General features: G+C 67.0%; 22 protein-coding genes. 20 read left to right on the top strand and 2 right to left on the bottom strand.

Translation table 11 applies throughout. The features are described from left to right. Positions 1-60 precede the first annotated feature (60 nt). The 4 genes from KKR91_RS16795 to KKR91_RS16780 all read left to right on the top strand — a co-directional run bounded on the left by KKR91_RS16795 (position 61) and on the right by KKR91_RS16780 (position 4,209). Positions 61-225, top strand: a complete 165-nt coding sequence (locus tag KKR91_RS16795; RefSeq protein WP_215057251.1) for a hypothetical protein — start codon at positions 61-63, stop codon at positions 223-225. A 426-nt stretch (positions 226-651) separates the two neighbouring features. Then, on the top strand, positions 652-966 hold the full coding sequence (locus KKR91_RS16790) for a hypothetical protein (RefSeq protein ID WP_210227154.1): 315 nt from the start codon (positions 652-654) through the stop codon (positions 964-966). Positions 967-1,183: 217 nt separating this feature from the next. Next, positions 1,184-2,446 carry a D-inositol-3-phosphate glycosyltransferase gene (gene mshA, locus KKR91_RS16785; RefSeq protein ID WP_420481409.1) on the top strand — a complete coding sequence of 421 codons (1,263 nt, stop codon included), beginning with the start codon at positions 1,184-1,186 and terminating at the stop codon, positions 2,444-2,446. A 77-nt stretch (positions 2,447-2,523) separates the two neighbouring features. Next, positions 2,524-4,209, top strand: coding sequence for a formate--tetrahydrofolate ligase (locus tag KKR91_RS16780; protein WP_210227156.1), 1,686 nt, complete (start codon positions 2,524-2,526; stop codon positions 4,207-4,209). Positions 4,210-4,242: 33 nt separating this feature from the next. Here KKR91_RS16780 and KKR91_RS16775 read toward each other — a convergent pair whose 3' ends face one another. Next, positions 4,243-5,328: an inositol-3-phosphate synthase gene (locus KKR91_RS16775; protein WP_210227157.1), complete on the bottom strand. Its 1,086-nt coding sequence runs from the start codon at positions 5,326-5,328 to the stop codon at positions 4,243-4,245. A gap of 147 nt (positions 5,329-5,475) precedes the next feature. Between KKR91_RS16775 and KKR91_RS16770 the strand changes: the two genes are divergently transcribed. The 4 genes from KKR91_RS16770 (at position 5,476) to KKR91_RS16755 (ending at position 9,862) form a co-directional block, all read left to right on the top strand. Continuing rightward, positions 5,476-6,909, top strand: coding sequence for a glycosyltransferase family 87 protein (locus tag KKR91_RS16770; RefSeq protein ID WP_210227158.1), 1,434 nt, complete (start codon positions 5,476-5,478; stop codon positions 6,907-6,909). Between the two features lie 31 nt (positions 6,910-6,940). Continuing rightward, positions 6,941-8,035, top strand: a complete 1,095-nt coding sequence (locus KKR91_RS16765; RefSeq protein WP_210227159.1) for a lipid II:glycine glycyltransferase FemX — start codon at positions 6,941-6,943, stop codon at positions 8,033-8,035. Then, positions 8,032-9,474, top strand: coding sequence for a phytoene desaturase family protein (locus tag KKR91_RS16760; RefSeq protein ID WP_210227160.1), 1,443 nt, complete (start codon positions 8,032-8,034; stop codon positions 9,472-9,474). The genes KKR91_RS16765 and KKR91_RS16760 overlap by 4 nt, the downstream gene beginning before the upstream one ends. Before the next feature lie 118 nt (positions 9,475-9,592). Further along, complete coding sequence (locus KKR91_RS16755; RefSeq protein WP_210227161.1) at positions 9,593-9,862, top strand: hypothetical protein; 270 nt, start codon at positions 9,593-9,595, stop codon at positions 9,860-9,862. Positions 9,863-9,877: 15 nt separating this feature from the next. Here KKR91_RS16755 and KKR91_RS16750 read toward each other — a convergent pair whose 3' ends face one another. Continuing rightward, positions 9,878-10,198 carry a putative quinol monooxygenase gene (locus KKR91_RS16750; protein ID WP_210227163.1) on the bottom strand — a complete coding sequence of 107 codons (321 nt, stop codon included), beginning with the start codon at positions 10,196-10,198 and terminating at the stop codon, positions 9,878-9,880. Positions 10,199-10,392: 194 nt separating this feature from the next. Between KKR91_RS16750 and KKR91_RS16745 the strand changes: the two genes are divergently transcribed. The 12 genes from KKR91_RS16745 to rpsR all read left to right on the top strand — a co-directional run bounded on the left by KKR91_RS16745 (position 10,393) and on the right by rpsR (position 22,256). Continuing rightward, positions 10,393-12,075, top strand: a complete 1,683-nt coding sequence (locus tag KKR91_RS16745; RefSeq protein ID WP_210227165.1) for an ABC-F family ATP-binding cassette domain-containing protein — start codon at positions 10,393-10,395, stop codon at positions 12,073-12,075. Between the two features lie 143 nt (positions 12,076-12,218). Further along, the gene (locus KKR91_RS16740; RefSeq protein ID WP_210228214.1) at positions 12,219-13,388 is read left to right on the top strand and encodes an MFS transporter; all 1,170 of its coding nucleotides are present in this window, start codon (positions 12,219-12,221) and stop codon (positions 13,386-13,388) included. Positions 13,389-13,490: 102 nt separating this feature from the next. Then, complete coding sequence (locus tag KKR91_RS16735) at positions 13,491-14,540, top strand: ATP-binding cassette domain-containing protein (protein ID WP_210227167.1); 1,050 nt, start codon at positions 13,491-13,493, stop codon at positions 14,538-14,540. After that, complete coding sequence (locus tag KKR91_RS16730) at positions 14,537-15,382, top strand: ABC transporter permease (RefSeq protein ID WP_210227169.1); 846 nt, start codon at positions 14,537-14,539, stop codon at positions 15,380-15,382. The genes KKR91_RS16735 and KKR91_RS16730 overlap by 4 nt, the downstream gene beginning before the upstream one ends. 35 nt (positions 15,383-15,417) lie before the next feature. Next, a complete protein-coding gene (locus tag KKR91_RS16725) occupies positions 15,418-16,359 on the top strand; it encodes an ABC transporter ATP-binding protein (RefSeq protein ID WP_210227171.1) in 942 nt (313 codons plus the stop codon). Beyond that, positions 16,356-17,207: an ABC-2 transporter permease gene (locus KKR91_RS16720; protein ID WP_210227172.1), complete on the top strand. Its 852-nt coding sequence runs from the start codon at positions 16,356-16,358 to the stop codon at positions 17,205-17,207. The genes KKR91_RS16725 and KKR91_RS16720 overlap by 4 nt, the downstream gene beginning before the upstream one ends. Positions 17,208-17,385: 178 nt before the next feature. Continuing rightward, positions 17,386-18,411, top strand: a complete 1,026-nt coding sequence (locus KKR91_RS16715; protein WP_210227173.1) for an ABC transporter ATP-binding protein — start codon at positions 17,386-17,388, stop codon at positions 18,409-18,411. Further along, positions 18,408-19,286 (top strand): ABC transporter permease, encoded by an 879-nt coding sequence (locus tag KKR91_RS16710; protein WP_210227174.1) that lies wholly within the window; start codon positions 18,408-18,410, stop codon positions 19,284-19,286. The genes KKR91_RS16715 and KKR91_RS16710 overlap by 4 nt, the downstream gene beginning before the upstream one ends. Positions 19,287-19,462: 176 nt before the next feature. Next, entirely contained in the window at positions 19,463-20,737 is a 1,275-nt protein-coding gene (locus tag KKR91_RS16705; protein ID WP_210227175.1) for a M18 family aminopeptidase, read from the top strand. A gap of 175 nt (positions 20,738-20,912) precedes the next feature. Next, positions 20,913-21,266 (top strand): 30S ribosomal protein S6, encoded by a 354-nt coding sequence (gene rpsF, locus KKR91_RS16700; protein WP_152220935.1) that lies wholly within the window; start codon positions 20,913-20,915, stop codon positions 21,264-21,266. Between the two features lie 33 nt (positions 21,267-21,299). Continuing rightward, positions 21,300-21,869, top strand: coding sequence for a single-stranded DNA-binding protein (locus KKR91_RS16695; protein ID WP_210227176.1), 570 nt, complete (start codon positions 21,300-21,302; stop codon positions 21,867-21,869). A 147-nt stretch (positions 21,870-22,016) separates the two neighbouring features. Further along, a complete protein-coding gene (gene rpsR / locus KKR91_RS16690; RefSeq protein WP_003800144.1) occupies positions 22,017-22,256 on the top strand; it encodes a 30S ribosomal protein S18 in 240 nt (79 codons plus the stop codon). Positions 22,257-22,261 lie beyond the last annotated feature (5 nt).

The raw sequence follows: 22,261 nt of genomic DNA, 5'->3' as shown, positions 1-22,261 counted from the left end.
GAACTTTATTCACCGGCTATCATCCGCCAGTCCACGCACTCATGAAAGGGAGGTGGGGTTATGGACTTCCACGCATTCCTCACTGCCTCGACGGTTTCCTGCCCGCAGCGAATCACGTCCATCCCTTCGACTGCACGGCCGGCCCTGATGCCGGTCGGCTGGCGGATGGCCGGCACGCCGGGACGCAGTGTCCGGGCCCCGCACGGAATGGGCGGGCGCGACTAACCGCGCACCCGCCGTCCCGGGTCCCGAACCCTCCTGGTAGTCCCCGGTAGGCCATCGGTCCTGCCCGTCCTCCCGCTCTATTGAAGCGCCCAGGTCCGCTCCGCGGTCACCTCGGGTGGCTTTGCCGCCGTGGCTTTGGCGGTCCTGGAGGGGGCCGGGTATGGACCCGCCTACGGGGACCCGCTAAAGGCATCCCGGAAACCCCTGCGACGTACTGGGCTTCCGCCCTATCCCGGGCACGGTGCCCAGGATGGGCACCTTATTCCCGGACCTGCACGTTTCGAATGGCGCATTTCGTATGCCGTATTTCGAACGCGGCACGGCTGCCTTAATGATCCCTCTTTTGTTGAGGGTTATTCCTTTCTTTCGCCACACCTTCCCTTTGCGCACCCAAAAACAGGCGCGCCATTCTTTCGGAGCTTTATTGTGCGTTATTTCAACCTGCCCTCCCTTTCCATCGAACCCTCCCCGCACCTCCCGGCCGCGGGGGAGTGCGAAACCACCCCGCTGCCCGAATCGGACCAGACGCACCCGGCGCAGGAGCACCCGCCGTCGGACGTTGCCACCACGGCAACGGCGTCCATGAAACCCAGAAAGGAAAGGATCTCCGTGTTCAGCATGCTGGTCCGCCTGCACGCTTCATTTGCCCGGGCCGAAGCGGTCCACCAAGCCAGGTTGGATGACTTCTGGGCTGGCCCGGAGCGGCACATGCTGGCGCACTACACCTACTCCGCGAAGTAGCAGCCCTTCGTTGGGCGAGTAACCGCCCGCGTTAGACAGGTCACCCCTGCTGCCGGGGGAACAAAAACCGGGGAGCCCGCGCTGTACTGGAAAGTGGGTACGGCGCGGGCTCTTCGCCGTGCTGCCGCAGCGTGATCCGCGCAACGGAGGGCCGGCGGAAACCACGCCGCGGGCCTTGGCGTTATAAAGTCAGTAGGGAAAAAGTCAGCAGCCGGCCATGAAGGGAGTGTTGTTGCTTCAGGTAAAGCGTGTCGCCATGCTCTCCCTGCACACGTCACCCTTGGAGCAACCGGGTTCCGGTGACGCGGGCGGCATGAACGTCTATGTGCGTTCCGTGGCAATGGAACTGGCCAAAGCCGGCGTGGAGGTCGAGATCTTCACCCGCGCGTGGGATCCGGCGCAGCCCGCCGCAGTGGAACTTGCTCCCGGCGTCACCGTCCGGCACATCGACGCGGGTCCCCGGCGCAGGATCGCCAAGGAGTCGCTCCCGGGCCTGGCTCCGGAACTGGCCTCCGGCGTCGCCGACCTTCACCCCTTCCTGGCGAACCGCCACTTCGACGTCATCCACTCCCACTACTGGGTGTCCGGAACCGCGGGGCTGGCCGTGTCCCGGGCCTGGAACCTGCCCCTGGTGCACACGATGCATACGATGGCCCGGGTCAAAAACCTGCAGCTTCAGCCCGGCGAAAAGCTTGAGCCGCAGGTGCGGATCGACGGGGAACAGGAGATCGTCGACGGGGCAACCCGCCTGATCGCCAACACCAGCACCGAGGCCGGTGAACTCGAATCGCTCTACGGGGCTGATCCGCGGGCGGTGGACGTGGTGGCTCCCGGCGTGGACCTGCAGGTGTTCTCCAGCCGGGGCTCGGCCGCGGCGCGCGCCCGACTGGGCATACCCGACGATGTCTTCCACATCGTCTTTGCCGGGCGGATCCAGCCCATGAAGGGCCCGCAGGTGCTGGTCCGGGCCGCGGCGGAACTGCAGGCACGACGGCCGGACATCCCGCTGCGGATCAGTATCCTGGGCGCCGGCAGCGGCTCCGAAGTGCTGGAACTGCAGCCGCTGGTGGATTCCCTGGGCCTGAACGCGCACGTTGCCCTGTATCCGCCGGTTGAAGCCGCCGTGCTGGCGGACTGGTTCCGTGCCGCCGACGTCGTCGCCGTACCCTCGTTCAGCGAATCCTTCGGGCTGGTGGCACTGGAGGCCCAGGCCTGCGGCACGCCGGTGCTCGCGGCCAACGTGGGCGGACTGCCCAAGGCCGTGAGCCACGGCCGGACCGGCCTGCTGGTGGACGGCCACGACAGCGCGCGGTGGTCCGCCGAACTGGAGCGGCTGTACGACGACGCCGGGCTGCGCCGGGCACTCGGTTACGGCGCCGCCGTCCATGCCTCCGCGTTTGGCTGGAAGCGGACCGCGCAACTAACGAATCAAAGCTACCGACAGGCCGCGGAGCAGTTCTCCACACAGTCCGTCCGCTGATAGCTTGGCATCACCTTAAGCACCTCAGCACCGTTGATGGGGAACCGCCGTCGACGGTCATCGGAAGGAACGCATCGATGCGCACTGCCCCCGACATGCCCAGCGATCTGGAAATCTCCCGCCGGGCGGTGCTCAGGCCCATGGCTGAAATCGCCCGCGCCGCCGGAATCCCCGAGGAAGCACTGGAACCGTATGGCCGGCACAAGGCCAAGGTGGATCCGCTGCTGGTGCCCCCGCGGAGTACCCGCGGCAAGGTGGTGCTGGTGACCGCCATGAGCCCCACTCCGGCCGGGGAAGGAAAATCCACCGTCACCGTGGGGCTCGGGGACGCCCTGGCCAAGGCCGGCGTCAATACCGTCATCGCCCTGCGGGAACCGTCTTTGGGCCCGGTCCTGGGCCTGAAGGGCGGGGCCGCCGGCGGCGGCTACTCCCAGGTGGTGCCGATGGAGGACATCAACCTGCACTTCACCGGCGACTTCCATGCCATCACCACGGCCAACAACGCCCTGACCGCGCTGCTGGACAACCATATCTACCAGGGCAACCTGCTGGGCATTGATCCTCGCCGCATCACCTTCCGCCGGGTCATGGACATGAACGACCGCTCGCTGCGGGACATCGTGATCGGCCTCGGTGGACCGACCCAGGGCACGCCGCGCCAGGACGGCTTCGACATCACGGTGGCTTCGGAGATCATGGCTGTGTTCTGCCTGGCCCGGGACCTCGCCGATCTCAAGGCCCGGCTCGCCCGGATCACCGTGGGATACACCTACGACCGGCGGCCGGTCACGGTGGCGGACCTGGGCATCGAGGGCGCGCTGACCCTGTTGCTCAAGGACGCGATCAAGCCGAACCTCGTCCAGACCCTGGCCGGGACGCCGGCGCTGGTCCACGGCGGGCCGTTCGCGAACATCGCCCATGGCTGCAACTCGGTGATCGCCACCGAGCTGGCCCGCAATGTCGCTGACGTGGTGGTCACCGAGGCGGGTTTCGGTGCTGACCTGGGCGCGGAAAAGTACATGGACATCAAGGCGCGGGCAGCTGACGTGGCCCCGGACGCCGTCGTCCTCGTGGCCACCATCCGGGCGCTCAAAATGCACGGCGGGGTGCCGCGGACCGAACTGGGGCGCCCGGACCCCGCCGCACTCGAGGCCGGAACCGCGAACCTGGGCCGGCACATCGGAAACATCCGGAAATTCGGCGTGGAACCGGTGGTGGCCGTCAACCGGTTCCCCACCGATACCCAGGACGAGTTGGACTGGCTGCTGCGGTGGTGCCGCACGCAGGGGGTGCAGGCAGCCGCCGCCGATGTCTGGGCCCAGGGCGGCGGCGGGCCCGGCGGCGACGAGCTGGCCGCCCTGGTCCTGGCTGCGCTCCAGGAGCCGGTGGACTTCCACCACCTGTATCCGCTGGAGCTGCCCGTGGCCGAGAAGATCCGCACGGTGGCCCGGGAGATCTACGGCGCCGACGACGTCGAATTCTCACCCCAGGCGCTGCGCCGGCTGGCGGAGATCACCGCCGGCGGCTGGGATTCGCTGCCGGTGTGCATGGCCAAGACGCAGTACTCGTTCTCCGACGACGCCGCGCTGCTCGGAGCGCCCACCGGCTTCACCCTGCACGTGCGGGACCTGATCCTGAAAACCGGGGCCGGGTTCGTCGTCGCACTCACCGGTGCCGTGATGACCATGCCCGGACTGCCGAAGACGCCGGCCGCGCTGGCCATGGACGTCTCCCCGGACGGCACCCCGCAGGGCCTGTCCTAGGGGCAGGTCCTGCGGAGTGCGGGGTCGGCCTGGTTAGCGCTCCACCTCGCCGCGGATGAACTGCTCCACCTTTTCCTTGGCGAGGTCGTCGTTGTACTGCTCCGGCGGAGACTTCATGAAGTAGCTCGAGGCCGAGAGGATCGGTCCGCCGACACCGCGGTCCAGGGCGATCTTGGCGGCACGGATGGCGTCGATGATCACGCCGGCGGAGTTGGGGGAGTCCCAGACCTCGAGCTTGTATTCCAGCGACACCGGCGCGTCGCCGAAGTTGCGGCCCTCCAGGCGGACGAAGGCCCATTTGCGGTCATCCAGCCAGGCGACGTAGTCCGACGGGCCGATGTGCACGTCGTCGGCCTTCAGGTCGGCGGAGGTGTTGGAGGTGACGGCCTGGGTCTTGGAGATCTTCTTGGACTCAAGACGCTCGCGCTCGAGCATGTTCTTGAAGTCCATGTTCCCGCCCACGTTGAGCTGGTAGGTGCGGTCCAGGATGACGCCGCGGTCCTCGAACAGCTTCGCCATCACGCGGTGCGTGATGGTGGCGCCGATCTGGCTCTTGATGTCATCGCCGATGATGGGCACGCCGGCGGCGGTGAACTTGTCCGCCCACTCCTTGGTGCCGGCGATGAACACCGGCAGGGCGTTCACGAAGGCGACGCCGGCGTCGATGGCGCACTGGGCATAGAACTTCGCTGCCTGCTCCGAGCCGACCGGCAGGTAGCAGACCATGACATCGACGGCCTCGGCCCTGAGGACCTCAACGATGTCCACGGGTGCTGCGGGGGATTCCTCGATGGTTTCGCGGTAGTACTTGCCGAGGCCGTCCAGCGTGTGGCCGCGCTGCACGGTGATGCCCGTGGCCGGGACATCGGCGATCTTGATGGTGTTGTTCTCGCTCGCCCCGATGGCCTCGGCCAGGTCCAGGCCGACCTTCTTGCCGTCGACGTCGAAGGCCGCCACGAACTGCACATCGTTGACGTGGTAGTTCCCGAATTTCACGTGCATCAGGCCGGGGACGATCAGGTCCGGGTCGGCGTCGCGGTAGTACTGCACGCCCTGGACCAGCGACGCTGCGCAGTTTCCGACGCCAACTATTGCGACCCGAATGGGGTTCTGTGCCACGGTTCTCCTTTGAAGAATGTCTAAATGTGTCAGCCGTCTCAGCGACGGCAAAGTCGGCCTAGTCTACTGCCTCACATCCGGTGCAACCTGTGAGCGGCCCCATGCCGCCGTGTCCGTGACCACGGTCTTACGCGTCATACTGTAGCGATGGAGCCCAGATCCCGTCGCCGGCCGCTGCGGATTGTGGTGCCCAGCCGCAATGATCCACTGCTGAAAAAACTCACTGCGGGCGTGGGTGGCCCGCTTGGCCGGCACACTGCTCCGGGCATCGTCAGCCCGGGATTTTTCACCATCGCGCGGGTGCTGATTCTCCTGACCACTGCCGCCGCGGTGATGGCCGTCCTGGTGAAGACCCCCTGCCGCAGCGGCGGCTGGAGTGTTCCCGGCCATTTCTACGCCGCGTGCTACTCGGACTGGCCGGTCCTGTTCGAATCGCGCTCCCTGTCTGAAGGTGTCGTTCCGTTCCTCACCCCGGGCAGTGTTTTTGAATACCCGGTGCTGCTGGGGCTGCTGGCCGGCGGCGCCGCGCTGCTGGTACCCGCCGGTGGCGATCCGGCCGCCCGCGCCCTGGCCTACTTCGACCTCAACGCGGCCCTGGCCGTCCTGGCGTGGCTGGCGACCGTGATGGCCACCCTGCGCATGACCAACCGCAGGCCGTGGGATGCTGCCATGGTGGCGGTGGCGCCCGCGATGATCCTCTCGGTGTTCATCAACTGGGACATCTGGGCGGTGCTGCTGGCGACTATGGGAATGCTGGCCTTCGCCCGGGACCGGCCGGTGGCGGCCGGGGTGCTGATTGGGCTGGGAACGGCGCTGAAGCTCTATCCGGTGCTGATCCTGGGGGCCGTGCTGGTCCTGGCCCTGCGCACGCTGCGCCTGCGGCCAGCCCTGCTGGCCTTTGGCGCCGCAGCGGCCGCCTGGCTGGTCGTGAACCTGCCGTTCATGCTCTCCGACTTCACCGGCTGGCGGTACTTCCTCACCTACACCGAGGAGCGGCCGGCGGGGTTTTCCTCGGTCTGGTTCGCGTGGAACCTGATGGCCGGCCGGCTCGGGGCGGCCGAGGCGGGGCCGGAGGCCATCAACTTCTGGGCCTGGTTCCTGTTCGCCGCGGCCTGCGCGGGCATCGCGCTGCTCACACTCACCGCGAAGCGCCGGCCGCGGCTGGCGCAGCTGGCCTTCCTCATCGTGGCGGCCTTCATCCTGGCCAACAAGGTCTACTCACCCCAGTTTGTGCTCTGGCTGATTCCGCTGGCGGCGCTCGCCCGCCCCCGGTGGGCGGACTTCCTGGCCTGGCAGTTCTTCGAAGTACTGCATTGGTGGGCGGTGTGGATGTACCTCGGGGCGCTGACTTCGGGCGGGGATGCCCGGCACAACATCGAGGCCGCCTACTACGTCTGGGCCGTGGCCGGGCATGTCCTGGCGACCGCATTCCTGATGGCCCGGATCGTGACGGATATCCTCTACCCGGAAGAGGATCCGGTGCGCCGGCGGGGCGTCGACGACCCCCAGGGAGGGCCGTTTAACGGTGCCCCCGACCGCTGGGTGCTGCGGAGGGGACCAACAGCAGATCAGGTACCCTAGGAACGCACGCGGCCCCGGCGAAAGAAGCATAGTGTCCCACGTTCCTTACCGTTTCGAACAGCTTAACCAGAAAGAATTTGAGGCACTCGCCGCCGCGCACCCCTATGTGGTGATCCCGCTGGAACAAACCCCCTACTGGGCGGACTTTGAACGGAAACTGGGACGCACGCCTTACGGCATCTGGGCCTATTACGACGGCGACAAGCTCGTGGCCACCGCCAGCTACCTGCGCTCGGACCGGCGGCTTCGACCCTCCCTCGTCGTCGTGAACGGCCCCACCTGGTTCGCCGAACGCACCGATACGGCCGAGGCCCGCCTGGTCGCCACGGTGCAGGAGCAGTTCCGCGACGATCCGGCCGTTGACCCGCTCTACATCCGCATGCAGGTGCTCTATCCGCAGGCGCCGGTATCCGGTCCGCTGGAGCACGGCTGGTACGAGCGCGAGATCGTGGTTGACCTGACCCCGGACACGGAAGCGATCTTCGCCTCCTTCCGCTCCAACGCCCGGAACCTGATCCGCAAGGCGGAGAAGCTCGGCGTGAAGGTCGTTCCGATCGAGCGGAAGCGCTGGGCCGAGGTCTTCCGCACCGAGCTCTACCCGATCATGCAGGAAACGGCTGCCCGGGACGGGTTCTCCAGTTTTGAGTCGACCTTCTACGAGACGCTCCTCACCGAACTCGGGGACCACCTGCGCCTGATGGTGGCCTACATGGATGGGGAGGCGGTGTCCTGGCTGATCACCACCGAGTACCGCGGCTACTCCGTCTACTACTTCGCTGCCAGCTCGCACAACGCCCGCAAGACCAACGCGCCCTACCTCCTTCTCTGGGAGTCATTCAAGGTCCTTAAGGAAGCCGGCAACACCGCGTGCGGCCTCACCGGAATCGTCAGCGAAAACTACCCAAGCCTGATCAACGTCACCACGTTCAAGCGGAATTTTTCCAAGACCGTGGTCACCATTCCCACCACCTATGACATCCCGCTGCGCCCGCAGCGGTACGCTCTGGTAGCAACGGCTCTGAAGCTGCGGCGCGAGGCGCCCCGGAAGCTCCGCGCCCTGCCCGCCTCCGCCAGGGCGCTTGCCGCCAGGACCGCCGGACGGAAGGACCCACAGGCACCCCAATGAGTGACGTCAGCGTGGTCGGAACCGGTCCCAACGGACTGGCTGCTGCGCTCGTCATGGCCCGGGCCGGGTTGTCGGTACGGGTGTTTGAAACCGAACCCACCGTGGGCGGCGGCAGCCGGACCAAGGAGCTGCTGGAACCCGGGCACCGGTACGACGTTTGCTCCGCGGTGCATCCCATGGCCCTGGCCTCGCCGTTCTTCCGCCGGTTTGGCCTCGCAGACCGCATCAGGCTGACCGTCCCGGAGATTTCCTACGCCCATCCACTCGACGGCGGCGATGCCGGGCTGGCCTACCGTGACCTGGATCGGACCGTGCAGGGCCTGGGGGACGACGGCGGCGCCTTCGACGCCCTGATGCGGCCGTTGGTGCGGCGCAGCGAGGCTATTACCGACCTGCTCATGTCTCCGCTGTTCCGCGCCTACCGGCAACCGGTGGCCGGAGCCCTTTTTGGCCGGGCTGCCCTCGAACAGGGAACCAGACTGTGGAACCGGAGGTTTTCCGGAGCCAGGGCGCCGGCCCTGCTGACCGGTGTGGCGGCGCATCCGGTGGGGCGGATGCCCTCGCTGCCCTCGGCCGGCGGCGGCCTGCTGCTCTCCCTGCTGGCGCACACGGTGGGCTGGCCCATTCCCGTCGGCGGCTCGCAGGCGATAGCGGACGCGATGGCCGACGACGTGCAGGCGCACGGCGGCGAGGTGGTCACTGGGCGCCGGATTGCATCACTGGACGAGGTGGCGGACTCCCGCGCCGTCATCCTGGATGTTTCCCCGTCGGTGCTCCTGCAGCTCGGCGGTGACCGGCTGGTCCCGCGCTATGCCCGCGCCCTGGAACGGTTCCGTTACGGCAACGCGGCCTGCAAGGTGGATTTCATTCTGTCCGGCCCGGTGCCCTGGGCCAACGGGGGCGTGCGGCAGGCCGGCACCGTGCACGTGGGCGGGCGGCGTGAGGAACTGGCGGCGGCCGAGGCGCAGGTTGCTGCGGGCCGGCATCCGGAGAAGCCCTACGTCCTGTTGTCCCAGCCGAGCAGCTTCGATCCCTCCCGGGCGCCGGCCGGCCGGCATATCCTCTGGACCTACTGCCACGTTCCGGCCGGTTCCACGGTGGACATGACCGAGGCAGTCACCGCGCAGATTGAACGCTTCGCGCCCGGCTTCCGTGACGTCGTCGTGCGTTCACAGGTGACGACGGCGGCGGACCTGGCCCGCTACAACGAGAACTACGTGGGCGGGGACTTCGGCGGCGGTGCCGTGACGCTCGCCCAGATGCTGATCCGGCCGGTCCTCTCGGCCAAGCCGTGGCGCACGTCCGTCCCCGGGGTTTACCTCAGCTCTGCCTCCACGCCGCCCGGCCCGGGAGTGCACGGCATGGGCGGCCTCCATGCGGCAGAGCTGGCGTTGAAGGATGTCTTTGGCCTGCCGGTACCGGATCTCGCACCGGCCTAGGTTTTCCGGCCCACGCCGGAACGGCAGCCGGAAATAGCAGCCATTCCGGCCTGCCGGGCCTTGGAGGGCCTTGCGCGCCGCAGCAGGTCATGGGGAACTGATAAGGAGGAGGTTCCCCATGACCGAGCACCTGAACAACCACCACCGGGACACCCTGGACAAGATCCTGCGGCATCCCTCCAGCGGCAACATCGAGTGGAAGGACGTCCGGTCCCTGTTGGACGCAGTGGCCGAGACCACCCGGGAGCACAACGGCAAGTACGAGGTCAGGCTGGCCGGGCAGACCGACTTCCTGTCCGTGCCGCACGGCAAGGACATCGACGAGCAGACCGTGGTGGACCTGCGGAAAATGCTTGAGCGGGCCGGCTACGCGCCGGACAAGAAGTAGCCCGGCAGGAGGCAGCTACTCCACCGTCAGCTCGCCCATCCGGGACCACTCTTCACCCTCGATGGTGGTGTTGATGATCTTCGGGGTTTCGGCCAGGGCAACAACCATGTCCTTCATTGCCTGCTGGAAGTGATCGCTCTGCACGTGGGCGGCGGCGGCGTCGTCCTTGAAGGCCTCGACCAGCACAAACTCGTTGGGGTTTTCCAGGCTGCGCGACCAGTCGAACCAGAGGTTGCCGGGCTCGGCGCGGGTGGCAGCGGTGAAGCCGGCGGTCAGTTCCGGCCAGCGCTCGGTCCACTCGGGCAGCACGTTGAATTTGACGGTTATGAAGATCATTCTCGCTCCTGGCGGTGGGGGGCCCGGCTGCCGGACAGGCAGCGGGATCTTCATCGTAGGCAGGTTGCGCCTGCTCCTGTCCACACGGATCCACGCGGGTGCCGCCCGCGGCCCGCCGCGGCCCGCCGTGTCCCGCCCGCCTGCCCCACGCCGTCGCCACCGTTCACACGCGCGGCGGATGGGAGGATAGGAGCGTGGCTCATCTCGACGTATCCAACATTGACTATTTCCTCTCCGACGGCCGGCAGCTGCTCAACGGCGTCAGCTTCAAGGTGGGGGACGGGCACAAAACCGCCCTGATCGGGCCCAACGGCACCGGCAAGACCACGCTGCTGCGCATCATTGCCGAGGACATCAAGGCGGACGAAGGCACCGTGGCCAAATCCGGGTCCATGGGCATCATGCGCCAGTTCGTGGGCCAGGTCCGCGACGACAGCACCGTCCGGGACCTGCTGGTCTCCGCCGCACCGCCGGCGCTGGCCGCCGCGGCCAGGGCCGTGGATGCCGCCGAGCTGGCCATGATGGAGCACGACGACGAACCCACCCAGATGCGTTACGCCACCGCCATCGCGGACTGGGGCGACGCCGGGGGCTACGAGCAGGAGACGGTCTGGGACGAGGTCACCATGGCAGCCCTGGGGCTGTCCTTTGACCGGGCCCAGTACCGCAAGGCCTCCACCCTTTCCGGCGGCGAGCAGAAGCGGCTGGTCCTGGAGGCCCTGTTCTCCGGCCCCGACGAACTGCTGCTCCTGGATGAGCCGGACAACTACCTCGACGTTCCCGGCAAGCGCTGGCTGGAGGCCAAACTGGCCGAATCCAAAAAATCGGTCCTGTTCGTCAGCCATGACCGCGAACTGCTGGATAACGCCGCCACCCGCATTGTCACCCTGGAGCCCGGGATCAACGGTGCCTCGGCCTGGATCCACGGCGGCGGCTTCAGCAGCTACGTCACCGCCCGCGAGGACCGCAACGCCCGGTTCGAGGAGCTGCGCCGGCGCTGGGACGAGGAGCACCTGAAGCTCAAGGAACTCGTCAACATGTACAAGAACAAGGCCGCGTTCCGCTCCGACATGGCCAACCGCTACCAGGCCGCGCAGACCCGGCTGGCGAAGTTCCTCGAGGCGGGCCCGCCCGAAGCACTGCCGATCGAGCAGAACGTCAAGATGCGGCTGCGCGGCGGACGCACCGCCAAGCGCGCCGTCGTCGCGCAGAAGCTCGAACTGACCGGCCTGATGAAGCCCTTCAGCACCGAAATCTGGTTCGGCGACCGGGTGGGCGTGCTGGGCTCCAACGGCTCCGGCAAGTCACACTTCCTGCGGCTGCTGGCCGCTGGCGGCACGGATCCGGAGAAGGAACACGAGCCGGTGTCGGAGGTGGAAATCGCTCCGGTTCCGCACGAGGGCTCGGTGAAGCTCGGCGCCCGCATCCGTCCCGGCTTCTTCGCGCAGACCATGATGCGCCCGGACCTGCTCGGCAAAACCCTGCTGGACATCCTGCACCGCGGCGACGACCACCGTTCCGGCCTGGGCCGGGAGGCAGCCGCCGGCGCCCTGGACCGGTACGGGCTGGCTGCGTCCTCGGAGCAGAAATACGATTCCCTCTCCGGCGGGCAGCAGGCCCGGCTGCAGATCCTGCTGCTGGAACTCTCCGGCGCCACCCTGCTGCTGCTGGATGAACCGACCGACAACCTGGACCTGCATTCGGCTGAAGCGCTGGAAAAGGCCATCGACGCGTTTGAGGGCACGGTGCTGGCCGTGACCCACGACCGCTGGTTCGCCCGCAGTTTCGACCGGTTCCTGGTCTTCGGCTCCGACGGAAAGGTCTACGAGTCCGAAACCCCGGTCTGGGACGAAAAGCGCGTCGTCCGCGCCCGCTAAGCCGCTCCGGCGGCAGGCAAGCGGCTATTCGCCGGCCGCTGCTTTTGGCCGGCGCCGGCCGGTGCGCCCGCGCGTCCGGTTTCCGCTGCGGCCCGGATTCCCTGCACAATGGTGGCGTGAAGAGCTCCCTGGATCGTGCCCTGATGTCCGTCTTCGTGATCTTCGCGCTCAACGGCCTCATCTTCGCCAGCTGGGCCGCCCGCATCCCGGCGGCGGCCGAATCCCTTGGCATCGGTGCCGGCGGCGTGGGGCTGCTGCTGCTGTTCTCGGCCGTGGGGTCGGTCTGCTCACTGCCGTTGGCCGGATCCGTAGCCCAGCGCATCGGCACCGCCGGCGCAGTGCGCGTGGGCGGTCTGACGACGTCGGCCGCGTCCCTGATCATTGCCGCCTCCCTGTTCTGGCCCAACGTGCCGCTGGCAGCCGGCGGCCTGCTGTTGTTCGGGGCGGGCATCGGGCTGTGGGACGTGGCGATGAACCTCGAGGGCGCGGAGGTGGAACGGCACCTGCGCCGCACCGTGATGCCCAAGTTCCACGCGGCCTTCAGCGGCGGCGCATTTATCGGCGCCATGATTGGCGCCGGGCTGTCCGCCGCCGGGATTTCACTGTCGCTGCACCTGCTGGGGATCCTCACGCTGGCTACCGTTCTGGTGCTGGCAGTGCCGCGGAACTTCCTGCCTGATCCGGTGCCAGCGCACGACGACGGCGGCACACAGGCCGCGGCGCCGTCGCGGTTTGCGGCCTGGAAGGAGGGGCGCACGCTGCTGATCGGGGTGGTGGTGCTGGGCGCTGCCCTCACCGAAGGAGCGGCCAACGACTGGGTGGCGAAGGCCACCGTGGACGGGCTGGGATCCAGCGAAACCGCCGGCGCGCTGATGTTCGGCATCTTCGTGGCGGCGATGACCGTCACCCGCTGGTTCGGTGCCCGGCTGATTGACCGGCTGGGACGGGTTCCCGCCCTGCGGATCTGCATGAGTGCCTCGCTGGCCGGGCTCCTGCTGTTCGTGCTGGCGCCGAACCTGCTGCTGGCCGCCGTCGGCGCGGTGTTCTGGGGCATCGGTGCCGCGCTGGGCTTTCCGATGGGCATGTCCGCCGCCGGCGAGGATCCGGCCCACGCGGCAAGCCGCGTGTCAGTGGTGTCCACGATTGGCTACATGGCGTTCTTCGTCGGCCCGCCCGTGCTCGGTTTCGTCGGGGAGCTGTGGGGCGTGCGCAACGCGCTGCTGCTGGTGGGTGCCGCAATGCTGCTTTCCATCCTGTTTGCCCCCGCGGCGGCGGAACGGGACAAGGACAGGGCAGTATCGGCCGCCTCCTGAGCTGCACCGGGAGCCGCGGCCCGGAGGGGCGCCGCGAGCCGCGGACCGGACGTGTCCGCAATGGGGGTACCGGAGCAGGATCGCCGGGTCTATCTTCGACCAATGTTCAATTCCCCAACCCCTCCTGCCGACAACCGCGGGTCCGTTCCGCTGATATCGGCGCGGGGAGTCACCAAGGTCTACAAGTCCAAGTCAGGTCCGGTCCACGCCCTGGCCGGCCTGGACATCGCAGTTCCCGAGGGCACAGTCATGGCACTGCTGGGACCCAACGGGGCCGGAAAGACCACGGCCGTCAAGGTCCTCACCACACTGATCAAGCCCGACGCCGGCGAGCTGAGCATCGACGGCATCGATGTCCTGGCTGACCCCAAGGAGGTCCGCCGCATCATCGGTGTTTCCGGCCAGTACGCCGCAGTGGACGAGAACCTCACCGGCACGGAAAACCTGCGGATGGTCGGGCGGCTCTACCACCTCCCGGACCGGGAGGCCCGGACCCGGGCCGGGGAGCTCATCGACATGTTCGAGCTCACCGACGCCGGAAACCGGCCGGTCAAAGGCTATTCCGGCGGCATGCGCCGGCGCCTTGACCTGGCCGGCGCACTGGTGAACAGCCCCCGGGTGCTGTTCCTGGACGAACCGACCACCGGGCTTGACCCGCGCAGCCGCCTGGCCCTGTGGCAGGTCATCAAGGACCTTGTTGCCGCGGGCACCACCCTGCTGCTGACCACCCAGTACCTCGAGGAAGCCGACCAGCTGGCGGACAGTGTGGCAGTGATCGACCGCGGGGCAGTGATTGCCGAAGGCACCTCGGACCAGCTCAAGTCGCTGATCGGCGGCCACAGTGTTGCCGTGGCCCTGGTGGACGGGAACGACGCCGGCGCAGCCCGCGCCATACTCGCCCGCCACGGCGCCGCCGAACCGCATACCGCCGACGACGGACGGACCCTGGAAGTCGCTGTCCAGAACGGCCCGGCCACCCTGCAGCTGGTCCTCGCGGACCTGCAGGAGGCGGACATTGCACTGCACGACGCCGGCATCCGCCGGCCCACCCTCGACGACGTGTTCCTGCAGCTGACCGGCCGGCCGGCCGAAGAGGATCCGGATGCCGGGGCGGCCGAGGGGGCCGCCAGCAAGGAAGGAGCCCGGCGATGAGCGCCGCTACAACACGGCTGCCCGCGGCCGGAAGCCGCGGCACATCAGCCACAGCCAACTGGGCAGGTGACGGCTGGACCGTTACCTGGCGCAACCTGATCAAGATCAAGCGCTCCCCGGACATGATCATTTTCGCCGTCCTGCAGCCGATCATGTTCGTGCTGCTGTTCAGCCAGGTCTACGGCGGGTCGATCTCCGTGGCGGGCACCGACTACACGCAGTACCTGATGGCCGGTATCTTCGCCCAGACCGTGGTGTTCGGCTCCACCTTCTCCGGTGCGGCGATGGCCCAGGACCTCAAGGAGGGCATCGTGGACCGTTTCCGGACCCTGCCGATGAGTCCGTCCGCGGTGCTGATCGGGCGGACCAATTCGGACCTTGTGCTGAACGCGATCTCGATGCTGATCATGATGGCCACCGGGCTGCTGGTGGGCTGGCGGGTCAACACCTCGTTTGGCTCCTTCCTGGCCGGTGTGGGGCTGCTGCTGCTCTTCTCCTACTCCTTCAGCTGGGTCATGGCCCTGCTCGGAATGTCCGTGCGGTCTCCGGAGACGATCAACAATGCCTCGTTCATGATCCTGTTCCCCATCACGTTCATCTCCAACGCCTTTGTGCAGAGTTCCACCCTGCCGGCTCCGCTGGAGGTCTTCGCGAACTGGAACCCCGTCTCGGCCCTGGTGCAGGCAGCCCGTGAGCTTTTCGGCAACCTGGGTGCCACCCCGGTGCCGGACACCTGGCCGATGCAGCACGCAGTTGCTACCGTGCTGATCGGCTCGGCCGTGATGCTGCTGGTGTTCATTCCGCTGGCGGTCCGGAAGTTCGAGTCGGTGAGCTCCCGGTAGCCGTCCACAGGCTCCCGCCACAGTAAGGACCCAGCATGATCGAGGCACAAGGCCTGTCCAAACGCTTTGGCGCCAAAACCGCCGTCGACAATGTCAGCTTCACCGTGCAGCCCGGCAAGGTCACCGGATTCCTCGGTCCCAACGGTGCCGGCAAGTCCACCACCATGCGCATGATCTGCGGCCTGGACAATCCCACTGCCGGAACCGTCACGGTCAACGGGCGGCCCTATGCCAGGCACAAGGCACCCCTGCATGAAGTGGGGGCCCTGCTGGAGGCCAAGGCGGTGCATCCCAAGCGGACCGCCTACAACCACCTCCGGGCGCTCGCAGCCACGCACGGCATCCCGGCCCGCCGCATCACGGAGGTCATTGAACTGACGGGCCTGGGCCCGGCGGCCAAAAAGCGGGTGGGAGGCTTTTCGATGGGCATGGGCCAGCGGCTGGGGATTGCCGCCGCGCTGCTGGGGGACCCGCAAACACTGATCCTCGACGAACCGGTCAACGGCCTGGATCCCGAAGGCGTGCAGTGGGTTCGGAATCTGGCCCGCGGCCTTGCGGCGGAGGGGCGGACCGTCTTCATCTCCTCGCACCTGATGAGTGAGATGGCCGTGACGGCGGATCATCTGCTGGTGATCGGCCGGGGCCGGATCCTGGCAGACGCTCCGATGGACGAGGTCACCGCCGGCAGCGCCAGGGAAAGGATCCGGGTCCGGACCGACGACGCCGAAGCGCTGATCACCGCCGTCGGCTCGGCCGATGTGGAGATCCGCCGGCTGGCTGCCGGCCACCTCGAGATCATCGGGCTGCCGGCCCGCAGCATTGCCGAGGCAGCGCTCTCCCGCCGCATCCTCATCACCGAACTCACCCCGCAGCAGCTCTCGCTGGAAGACGCCTACATGGAACTGACCCGCGACGAGCTTGAGTACCGGTCCCAGCAGCCGGCAGACGTCCCGGCGCAGGAAGGACGGACAGCGTGAGTACCGCCGCCGCCCCGGCGCCGCCGGCAGGCCGGCGGGACACGGTCCGGGTCACCTTTCCCCGGGTGCTGCACTCGGAATGGATAAAAACCGTCACGGTGCCCTCCACGCTCATCCTGCTGGCGGTGAGTTTTGTGGTGATGCTGGGGCTGGGTGCCCTTGTCGCCTGGGGCACTGTCCAAGTGGTCAGTGACCCCGCAGTGGGACCGCCCGGAGGCTTCGACGCCTCGGCACAGAGTCTGGCGTACGACGTGCCGGCTTCCGGCCTGCCCTTCGGCCAGCTGCTGATCGCCGCGTTGGCTGTGGTGCTGATGGGCAGCGAATACACCACCGGCATGATTCGAACCACCATGGTGGCCGTTCCCACCCGTACCCCGGCACTTCTGGCCAAAACCCTGGTGATAGCCGTCATGTCCTTTGTGCTGGGTGTCCTCGCGGCCTTCTCCACGTATCTGGTGTCCCAGCCGATCCTGGAGGGGGAGGACCTGGGCTTTGGGCTGGAGGCGGAGTGGGTGCTGCCCTCCATCATCAATACCGGCACCGTGCTGGCCCTGATTGCGGTCATGGGCGTGGCCATTGGTGCCCTGTTGCGCAGCACGGCCGGGGGAGTGGTGACGCTGGTGGGCGCCCTGTTTGTCTTGCCGATCATTGCCGGACTGCTGTCCGGGCTGGCGGACTGGGTGGATGATGCGGCCCGCTTCCTGCCCAGCAATGCATCGACGCAGCTGGTGGCCACCCTGATCCAGGACGGCCAGCTCAACCAGGTGGAAGGTGGCCTGGTCCTCGCTGCCTGGGCGGTGGTCCTGCTGGCCGCCGCCGTCGTCGTGGTAAAGAAGCGCGACGTCTAACCCCCTGCCTCATCCCTACGGCGGATAACATCCGGGCAACATCATCCCCTGGTGCCATGCCCACCGGCAGGCGTGCCCGTAGGCTGGGAGTAGCTGGGGAAACGCTGGAGCCGCCCGTCACCGGGAACCGGAACCGGACTCCCGACTGACCGCTTCCACTCCAACGTGAGGACGCACCATGATTGAGGCCCACAGCCTCGCCAAAACCTACGGCAGCAAGACCGCCGTCGACGGCATTTCCTTTACCGTCCAGCCCGGCAGGGTTACCGGCTTCCTGGGCCCCAACGGTGCAGGCAAGTCCACCACCATGCGCATGATCGTCGGACTGGACCGCCCCTCGGGCGGGGCCGTCACCGTCAACGGCAAGCCCTATGCCCAGCACAAGGCGCCGCTGCATGAAGTCGGCGCCCTGTTGGATGCCAAGGCCGTTCACACCAAGCGCAGCGCCTACAACCACCTGCGGGCCCTGGCAACAACGCACGGCATCTCCAAGAAGCGCGTCAACGAGGTCATTGAGCTGACGGGCCTGGGCCCGGTCGCCAAGCGGCGGGTCGGCGGCTTCTCCCTGGGCATGGGCCAGCGGCTGGGCATCGCCGCAGCGCTCCTGGGCGATCCCCAGACCCTGATCTTCGACGAACCGGTCAACGGCCTGGATCCCGAAGGCGTGCTGTGGGTGCGGAACCTGGCCAAAGGCCTGGCCGCAGAGGGGCGCACGGTGTTTCTTTCCTCTCACCTGATGAGTGAAATGGCAGTCACTGCCGACCACCTGATCGTGATTGGCCGTGGCCGCATCATCGCCGATGCCCCCATCGGTGAGGTTATCGACGGCGGCGGACGCCTGCGGACCCTGGTCCGGACAGACCAGCCGGCGGAACTGCGCCGCGAGCTGGAAAACCGCGAAACGTCCTTCGTGGAGATGGGACCGGACCTGATGGAAATCACCGGCCGGGATCCGCGCACTATTGCCGAGGTGGCACTGGCACGGCAGATCCTGATCTACGAACTCACGCCCCGGCAGGTCTCCCTGGAGGACGCGTACATGGAACTGACCCGGGACCAGGTCGAATACCAGTCCCATCCGGTCGGCCAGGCATCAGGCCAGGGCAGCCCGCCTCCGCAGGAGGACCCGGAACAGCAGGAAGTCCCGGCACCGGTCCGCAAGACCGGAGCCCACGCAGCGCGCAGCGGAGGAACATCAGCATGAGCACCCAGACAACACCGGCATCAACACCGGCTCCGGCCCGCAGCAGGGACGGCTCGGGCCTGAACTTCGGACGCGTCCTGCACTCGGAATGGATCAAGGTCACCACCGTTCCCTCCACTGTGATCCTGTTGACCATCACCCTGGTGGTCATGGTGGGCCTGGCCGCTCTCTTCGCGTGGCAGCTCATCGTCTCGCTGCAGTTCATGGCGGACAGCCCGCCGGAACTGCAGGCCCAATTGGGCGGCGTGCAGGAGCTGCGCGATACTGCCATCTCCACGCCTGGCATCGGCTACATCTTCGGGCAGCTGCTCATCGCGTCCCTGGCCGTGGTGCTCATCGCCTCGGAATGGGGCACCGGCATGATCCGCTCCACCATGGTGGCGGTACCCAAGCGGATTCCCGCGCTGCTGGCCAAGAACCTGGTCATCGCGCTGGTCGCGTTCCTCATTGGCGCTGGCGCGGCCCTGATTTCCTACTTCGTGATCCAGCCCATCCTGGCGCCCGAGGACCTCGGGTTCGCCCTGACCGACGACGGCGTGGCGCAGACCATTCTGGGCACCGGCATCTACCTGGCCCTCACCGCCGTCATCTCCATGGCGATCGGAACCCTGCTGCGCAATACAGCCGGGGGAGTGGTGACGGCCATCGGACTGTTCTTTGTGCTGCCGGTGATCGTGGTGAACCTGATCCAGGGACTGGCGGACTGGATTCCGAAGGCGGCACGCTTCCTGCCCAGCAACGCCGGTGACCGGCTGTTCGTGACGGAGGCCGTCGAGGGGCAGCTCACCGCCCTGGAAGGCGGGCTGGTCATGGCCGCCTGGGCGCTGGCGCTTCTGGTCATCTCCCTGGTGGTCGCCAAGCGCCGGGACGTCTGACCCGAAACACCCAGAATTTCGGCGAAGGCGGCGGAAGAACGGCCGCCGTTTTCGCCGATGCACCACCAACACCGGAAACTCCTCCACAGCGGGGAGTTTCCGTGTTTAAGCCGCGGTGTGTCCCGTGCTTTGGGGAGTTGTTACGCGGGCCGCTCCGGCTCTGGTTGAATCGGGGTATGTCTGACGCAATGGCCCACATCCATGACCTCGGCGCTTTTGTCAGCGCCGCTCCGTCCAGTTTCCATGCGGCCCGGGAAGGTGCGCGCCGCCTGATCGCCGCCGGATTCAGCGAACTCGACGAAAGCCAGGCGTGGCCCGGGGTCCCCGGCAGGTACGTTGTGGTCCGCGACGGCGCGCTGATCGCCTGGATCATTCCGGAGGGGGCCGGACCCCAGACGGGGTTCTCCATCCTGGGCACCCACACGGATTCGCCGTCCTTCAAGCTCAAGCCGCGCCCCACCACCGGACGGCTGGGCTGGCTGCAGGCCGGGGTGGAGGTCTACGGAGGTCCGCTGCTGAACTCCTGGCTGGACCGCGAGCTGCAGCTGGCCGGACGGCTGGTAACGCTCGACGGCGAGGAACACCTGGTGGCAACGGGCCCGTTGATGCGCTTCCCGCAGCTCGCCATCCACCTTGACCGGGCCGTGAACGAGGGCCTGAAGCTCGACAAGCAGCAGCACATGAATCCGGTCTGGGGGCTGGGGGACCCCTCGACCGCAGACCTGCTGCAGCTGCTGGCCGCCAAGGCGGGACTCAGCGCTGACCAGGTGGGCGGCTACGACATCGTGGCGGCGGACACCCAGGAACCGCGCGTCTTCGGTGCGGACCAGGAGTTCTTCGCCTCCGGCCGGCTGGACAACCTGTCCTCGGTCCACGCCGGACTGACTGCGCTGATCGCTGCCGCCGGAGCCAAAACGGACGGCTCCATCGCCGTGCTGGCGGCCTTCGACCATGAGGAAGTGGGCAGCGGCAGCCGCTCCGGGGCGGCCGGGCCGTTCCTGGAAGACGTGCTGAACCGGATTTCCGGCGGTCTGGGCGGTTCAGCGCTGGACCGGCAGCAGGCCTTTGCCGCGTCCTTCTGTATCTCTGCCGATGCCGGCCACGCGGTGCACCCCAATTACGCAGACCGCCACGATCCGGCCAACCATCCGGTCCTCAACGGCGGGCCGCTGCTGAAGATCAACGCGAACCAGCGTTACACCACGGATGCTCCCGGTGCCGCCCGCTGGGCCCGCCTGTGTCGGGCCGCCGGAATTCCCTACCAGGAATTCGTCTCGCACAACTCGGTGCCCTGCGGCTCCACCATCGGCCCGCTCACGGCCACCCGGCTCGGTATCCGCACCGTCGACGTCGGCGTCCCCCTGCTGTCGATGCATTCGGCCCGGGAGATGGCCGGTGTGCAGGACCCGTTCTACCTGGCCGCGGTCAGCGAAGAGTTCTTCACCGGGTGACCGGCCGGTCCGGAGCACCTTCCCCGGTCCGGTAGACTAGCTAAGTCTGTGCTGTCGGCCCTGCCGACGGCTTTCCCGCCTCCTGGTCACCCAGGACCGGCGGGACGACAACGCAAAAGAACCTCCTGTTACGGAAATGCCGTGACCGTATAGCCCAAAGGAGGTGGGTTCACAAATGCGTGCTTATGAACTGATGGTTATCATCGACCCCGAGGTAGAAGAGCGTACCGTCGAGCCTTCGCTCGATAAGTTCCTCAATGTCGTCCGCAACGATGGTGGAACCATCGACAAGGTCGATATCTGGGGCCGTCGCCGCCTCGCCTACGAAATCCAGAAGAAGGCTGAAGGCATCTACGCAGTGGTTAACTTCACCGCGACGCCTGCAGCTGCTGCTGAGCTTGACCGCCAGCTGAGCCTGAACGAGACCATCATGCGCACCAAGATCATCCGCCCGGAAGAGCAGAAGATCTCGAAGAAGGATGCCAAGAAGGCCGCAAAGGCTGAAGCTGCAAAGGTTTCCGCAGAGTAATTTCTGCAAACCAAACCGATATCAGGAGGCAACATGGCAGGCGAGACAACTATTACCGTCGTCGGCAACCTAACGAATGATCCGGAACTCCGGTTCACACCGTCGGGTTCGGCAGTGGCTAACTTCACCATTGCCTCGACTCCGCGGACCTTCGACCGGACGTCGAATGACTGGAAGGACGGCGAAACGCTGTTCCTCCGGGCTTCTGTCTGGCGCGAAGCCGCTGAGAACGTGGCCGAATCCCTGACCAAGGGGACGCGTGTTGTTTGCCAGGGCCGCCTGAAGTCGCGTTCGTATGAAACCAAAGAAGGCGAAAAGCGCACCGTAATGGAGCTTGAGGTCGACGAGATCGGCCCCTCGCTCCGGTACGCCTCCGCAAAGGTCACCCGCACCCAGCGCTCCGGCGGCGGTGGCGGCGGCTTTGGCGGCAACAATGGAAACTCCGGGAACAGCGGCTTCGGCGGCAATTCCAACCCTGCATGGGGCGGAGGCCAGCAGCAGCCTCAGGCTGCACCGGCCGAAGATCCCTGGGGTGCTCCGGCAGGCGGCGGCAACGCCGGCGGTTGGGGCAACGGACCGGATTCCAACGATCCGCCCTTCTAAATCACCACCGAAGAGCGGCACCTCCCCTCGCGGGGATAAGTGCATCCCTTCACCCTGCGCCTCCGGGCGCAACCTCAGACGGCATTCGCCGTCGAGCCCATCCCGTGGAATGATCCACGGGCTCCACTAGACATAAGGAGCTCCACGATGGCTAAGGCTGAACTTCGCAAGCCCAAACCAAAGTCCAATCCCTTGAAGGCCGCTGACATCACTGTCATCGACTACAAGGACGTAGCATTGCTGCGCAAGTTCATTTCCGACCGCGGAAAGATCCGCGCCCGTCGCGTAACTGGCGTAACCGTGCAGGAACAGCGCAAAATTGCACAGGCAATCAAGAATGCCCGTGAAGTTGCTCTCCTGCCGTACTCCGGCGCTGGCCGCGGCTAAGGAAA

The sequence above is a fragment of the Arthrobacter jiangjiafuii genome, assembly GCF_018622995.1.
Taxonomy (GTDB): Bacteria; Actinomycetota; Actinomycetes; order Actinomycetales; family Micrococcaceae; genus Arthrobacter_B; species Arthrobacter_B jiangjiafuii.
The sequence above is the reverse complement of the archived record's forward strand: the minus strand, read 5'-3'. Positions and strand labels throughout refer to the sequence as shown.

Coding starts and splice junctions, on each gene's coding strand:
- mshA (WP_420481409.1), top strand. CDS start 1,184: ATGAAGGGAGTGTTGTTGCTTCAGGTAAAGCGTGTCGCCATGCTCTCC.
- KKR91_RS16725 (WP_210227171.1), top strand. CDS start 15,418: ATGATCGAGGCACAAGGCCTGTCCAAACGCTTTGGCGCCAAAACCGCC.
- KKR91_RS16715 (WP_210227173.1), top strand. CDS start 17,386: ATGATTGAGGCCCACAGCCTCGCCAAAACCTACGGCAGCAAGACCGCC.
- KKR91_RS16740 (WP_210228214.1), top strand. CDS start 12,219: ATGTCCGTCTTCGTGATCTTCGCGCTCAACGGCCTCATCTTCGCCAGC.
- KKR91_RS16695 (WP_210227176.1), top strand. CDS start 21,300: ATGGCAGGCGAGACAACTATTACCGTCGTCGGCAACCTAACGAATGAT.
- KKR91_RS16705 (WP_210227175.1), top strand. CDS start 19,463: ATGTCTGACGCAATGGCCCACATCCATGACCTCGGCGCTTTTGTCAGC.
- KKR91_RS16755 (WP_210227161.1), top strand. CDS start 9,593: ATGACCGAGCACCTGAACAACCACCACCGGGACACCCTGGACAAGATC.
- KKR91_RS16735 (WP_210227167.1), top strand. CDS start 13,491: ATGTTCAATTCCCCAACCCCTCCTGCCGACAACCGCGGGTCCGTTCCG.
- KKR91_RS16795 (WP_215057251.1), top strand. CDS start 61: ATGGACTTCCACGCATTCCTCACTGCCTCGACGGTTTCCTGCCCGCAG.
- KKR91_RS16760 (WP_210227160.1), top strand. CDS start 8,032: ATGAGTGACGTCAGCGTGGTCGGAACCGGTCCCAACGGACTGGCTGCT.
- KKR91_RS16750 (WP_210227163.1), bottom strand. CDS start 10,198: ATGATCTTCATAACCGTCAAATTCAACGTGCTGCCCGAGTGGACCGAG.
- KKR91_RS16710 (WP_210227174.1), top strand. CDS start 18,408: ATGAGCACCCAGACAACACCGGCATCAACACCGGCTCCGGCCCGCAGC.
- rpsF (WP_152220935.1), top strand. CDS start 20,913: ATGCGTGCTTATGAACTGATGGTTATCATCGACCCCGAGGTAGAAGAG.
- KKR91_RS16730 (WP_210227169.1), top strand. CDS start 14,537: ATGAGCGCCGCTACAACACGGCTGCCCGCGGCCGGAAGCCGCGGCACA.
- rpsR (WP_003800144.1), top strand. CDS start 22,017: ATGGCTAAGGCTGAACTTCGCAAGCCCAAACCAAAGTCCAATCCCTTG.
- KKR91_RS16770 (WP_210227158.1), top strand. CDS start 5,476: ATGGAGCCCAGATCCCGTCGCCGGCCGCTGCGGATTGTGGTGCCCAGC.
- KKR91_RS16780 (WP_210227156.1), top strand. CDS start 2,524: ATGCGCACTGCCCCCGACATGCCCAGCGATCTGGAAATCTCCCGCCGG.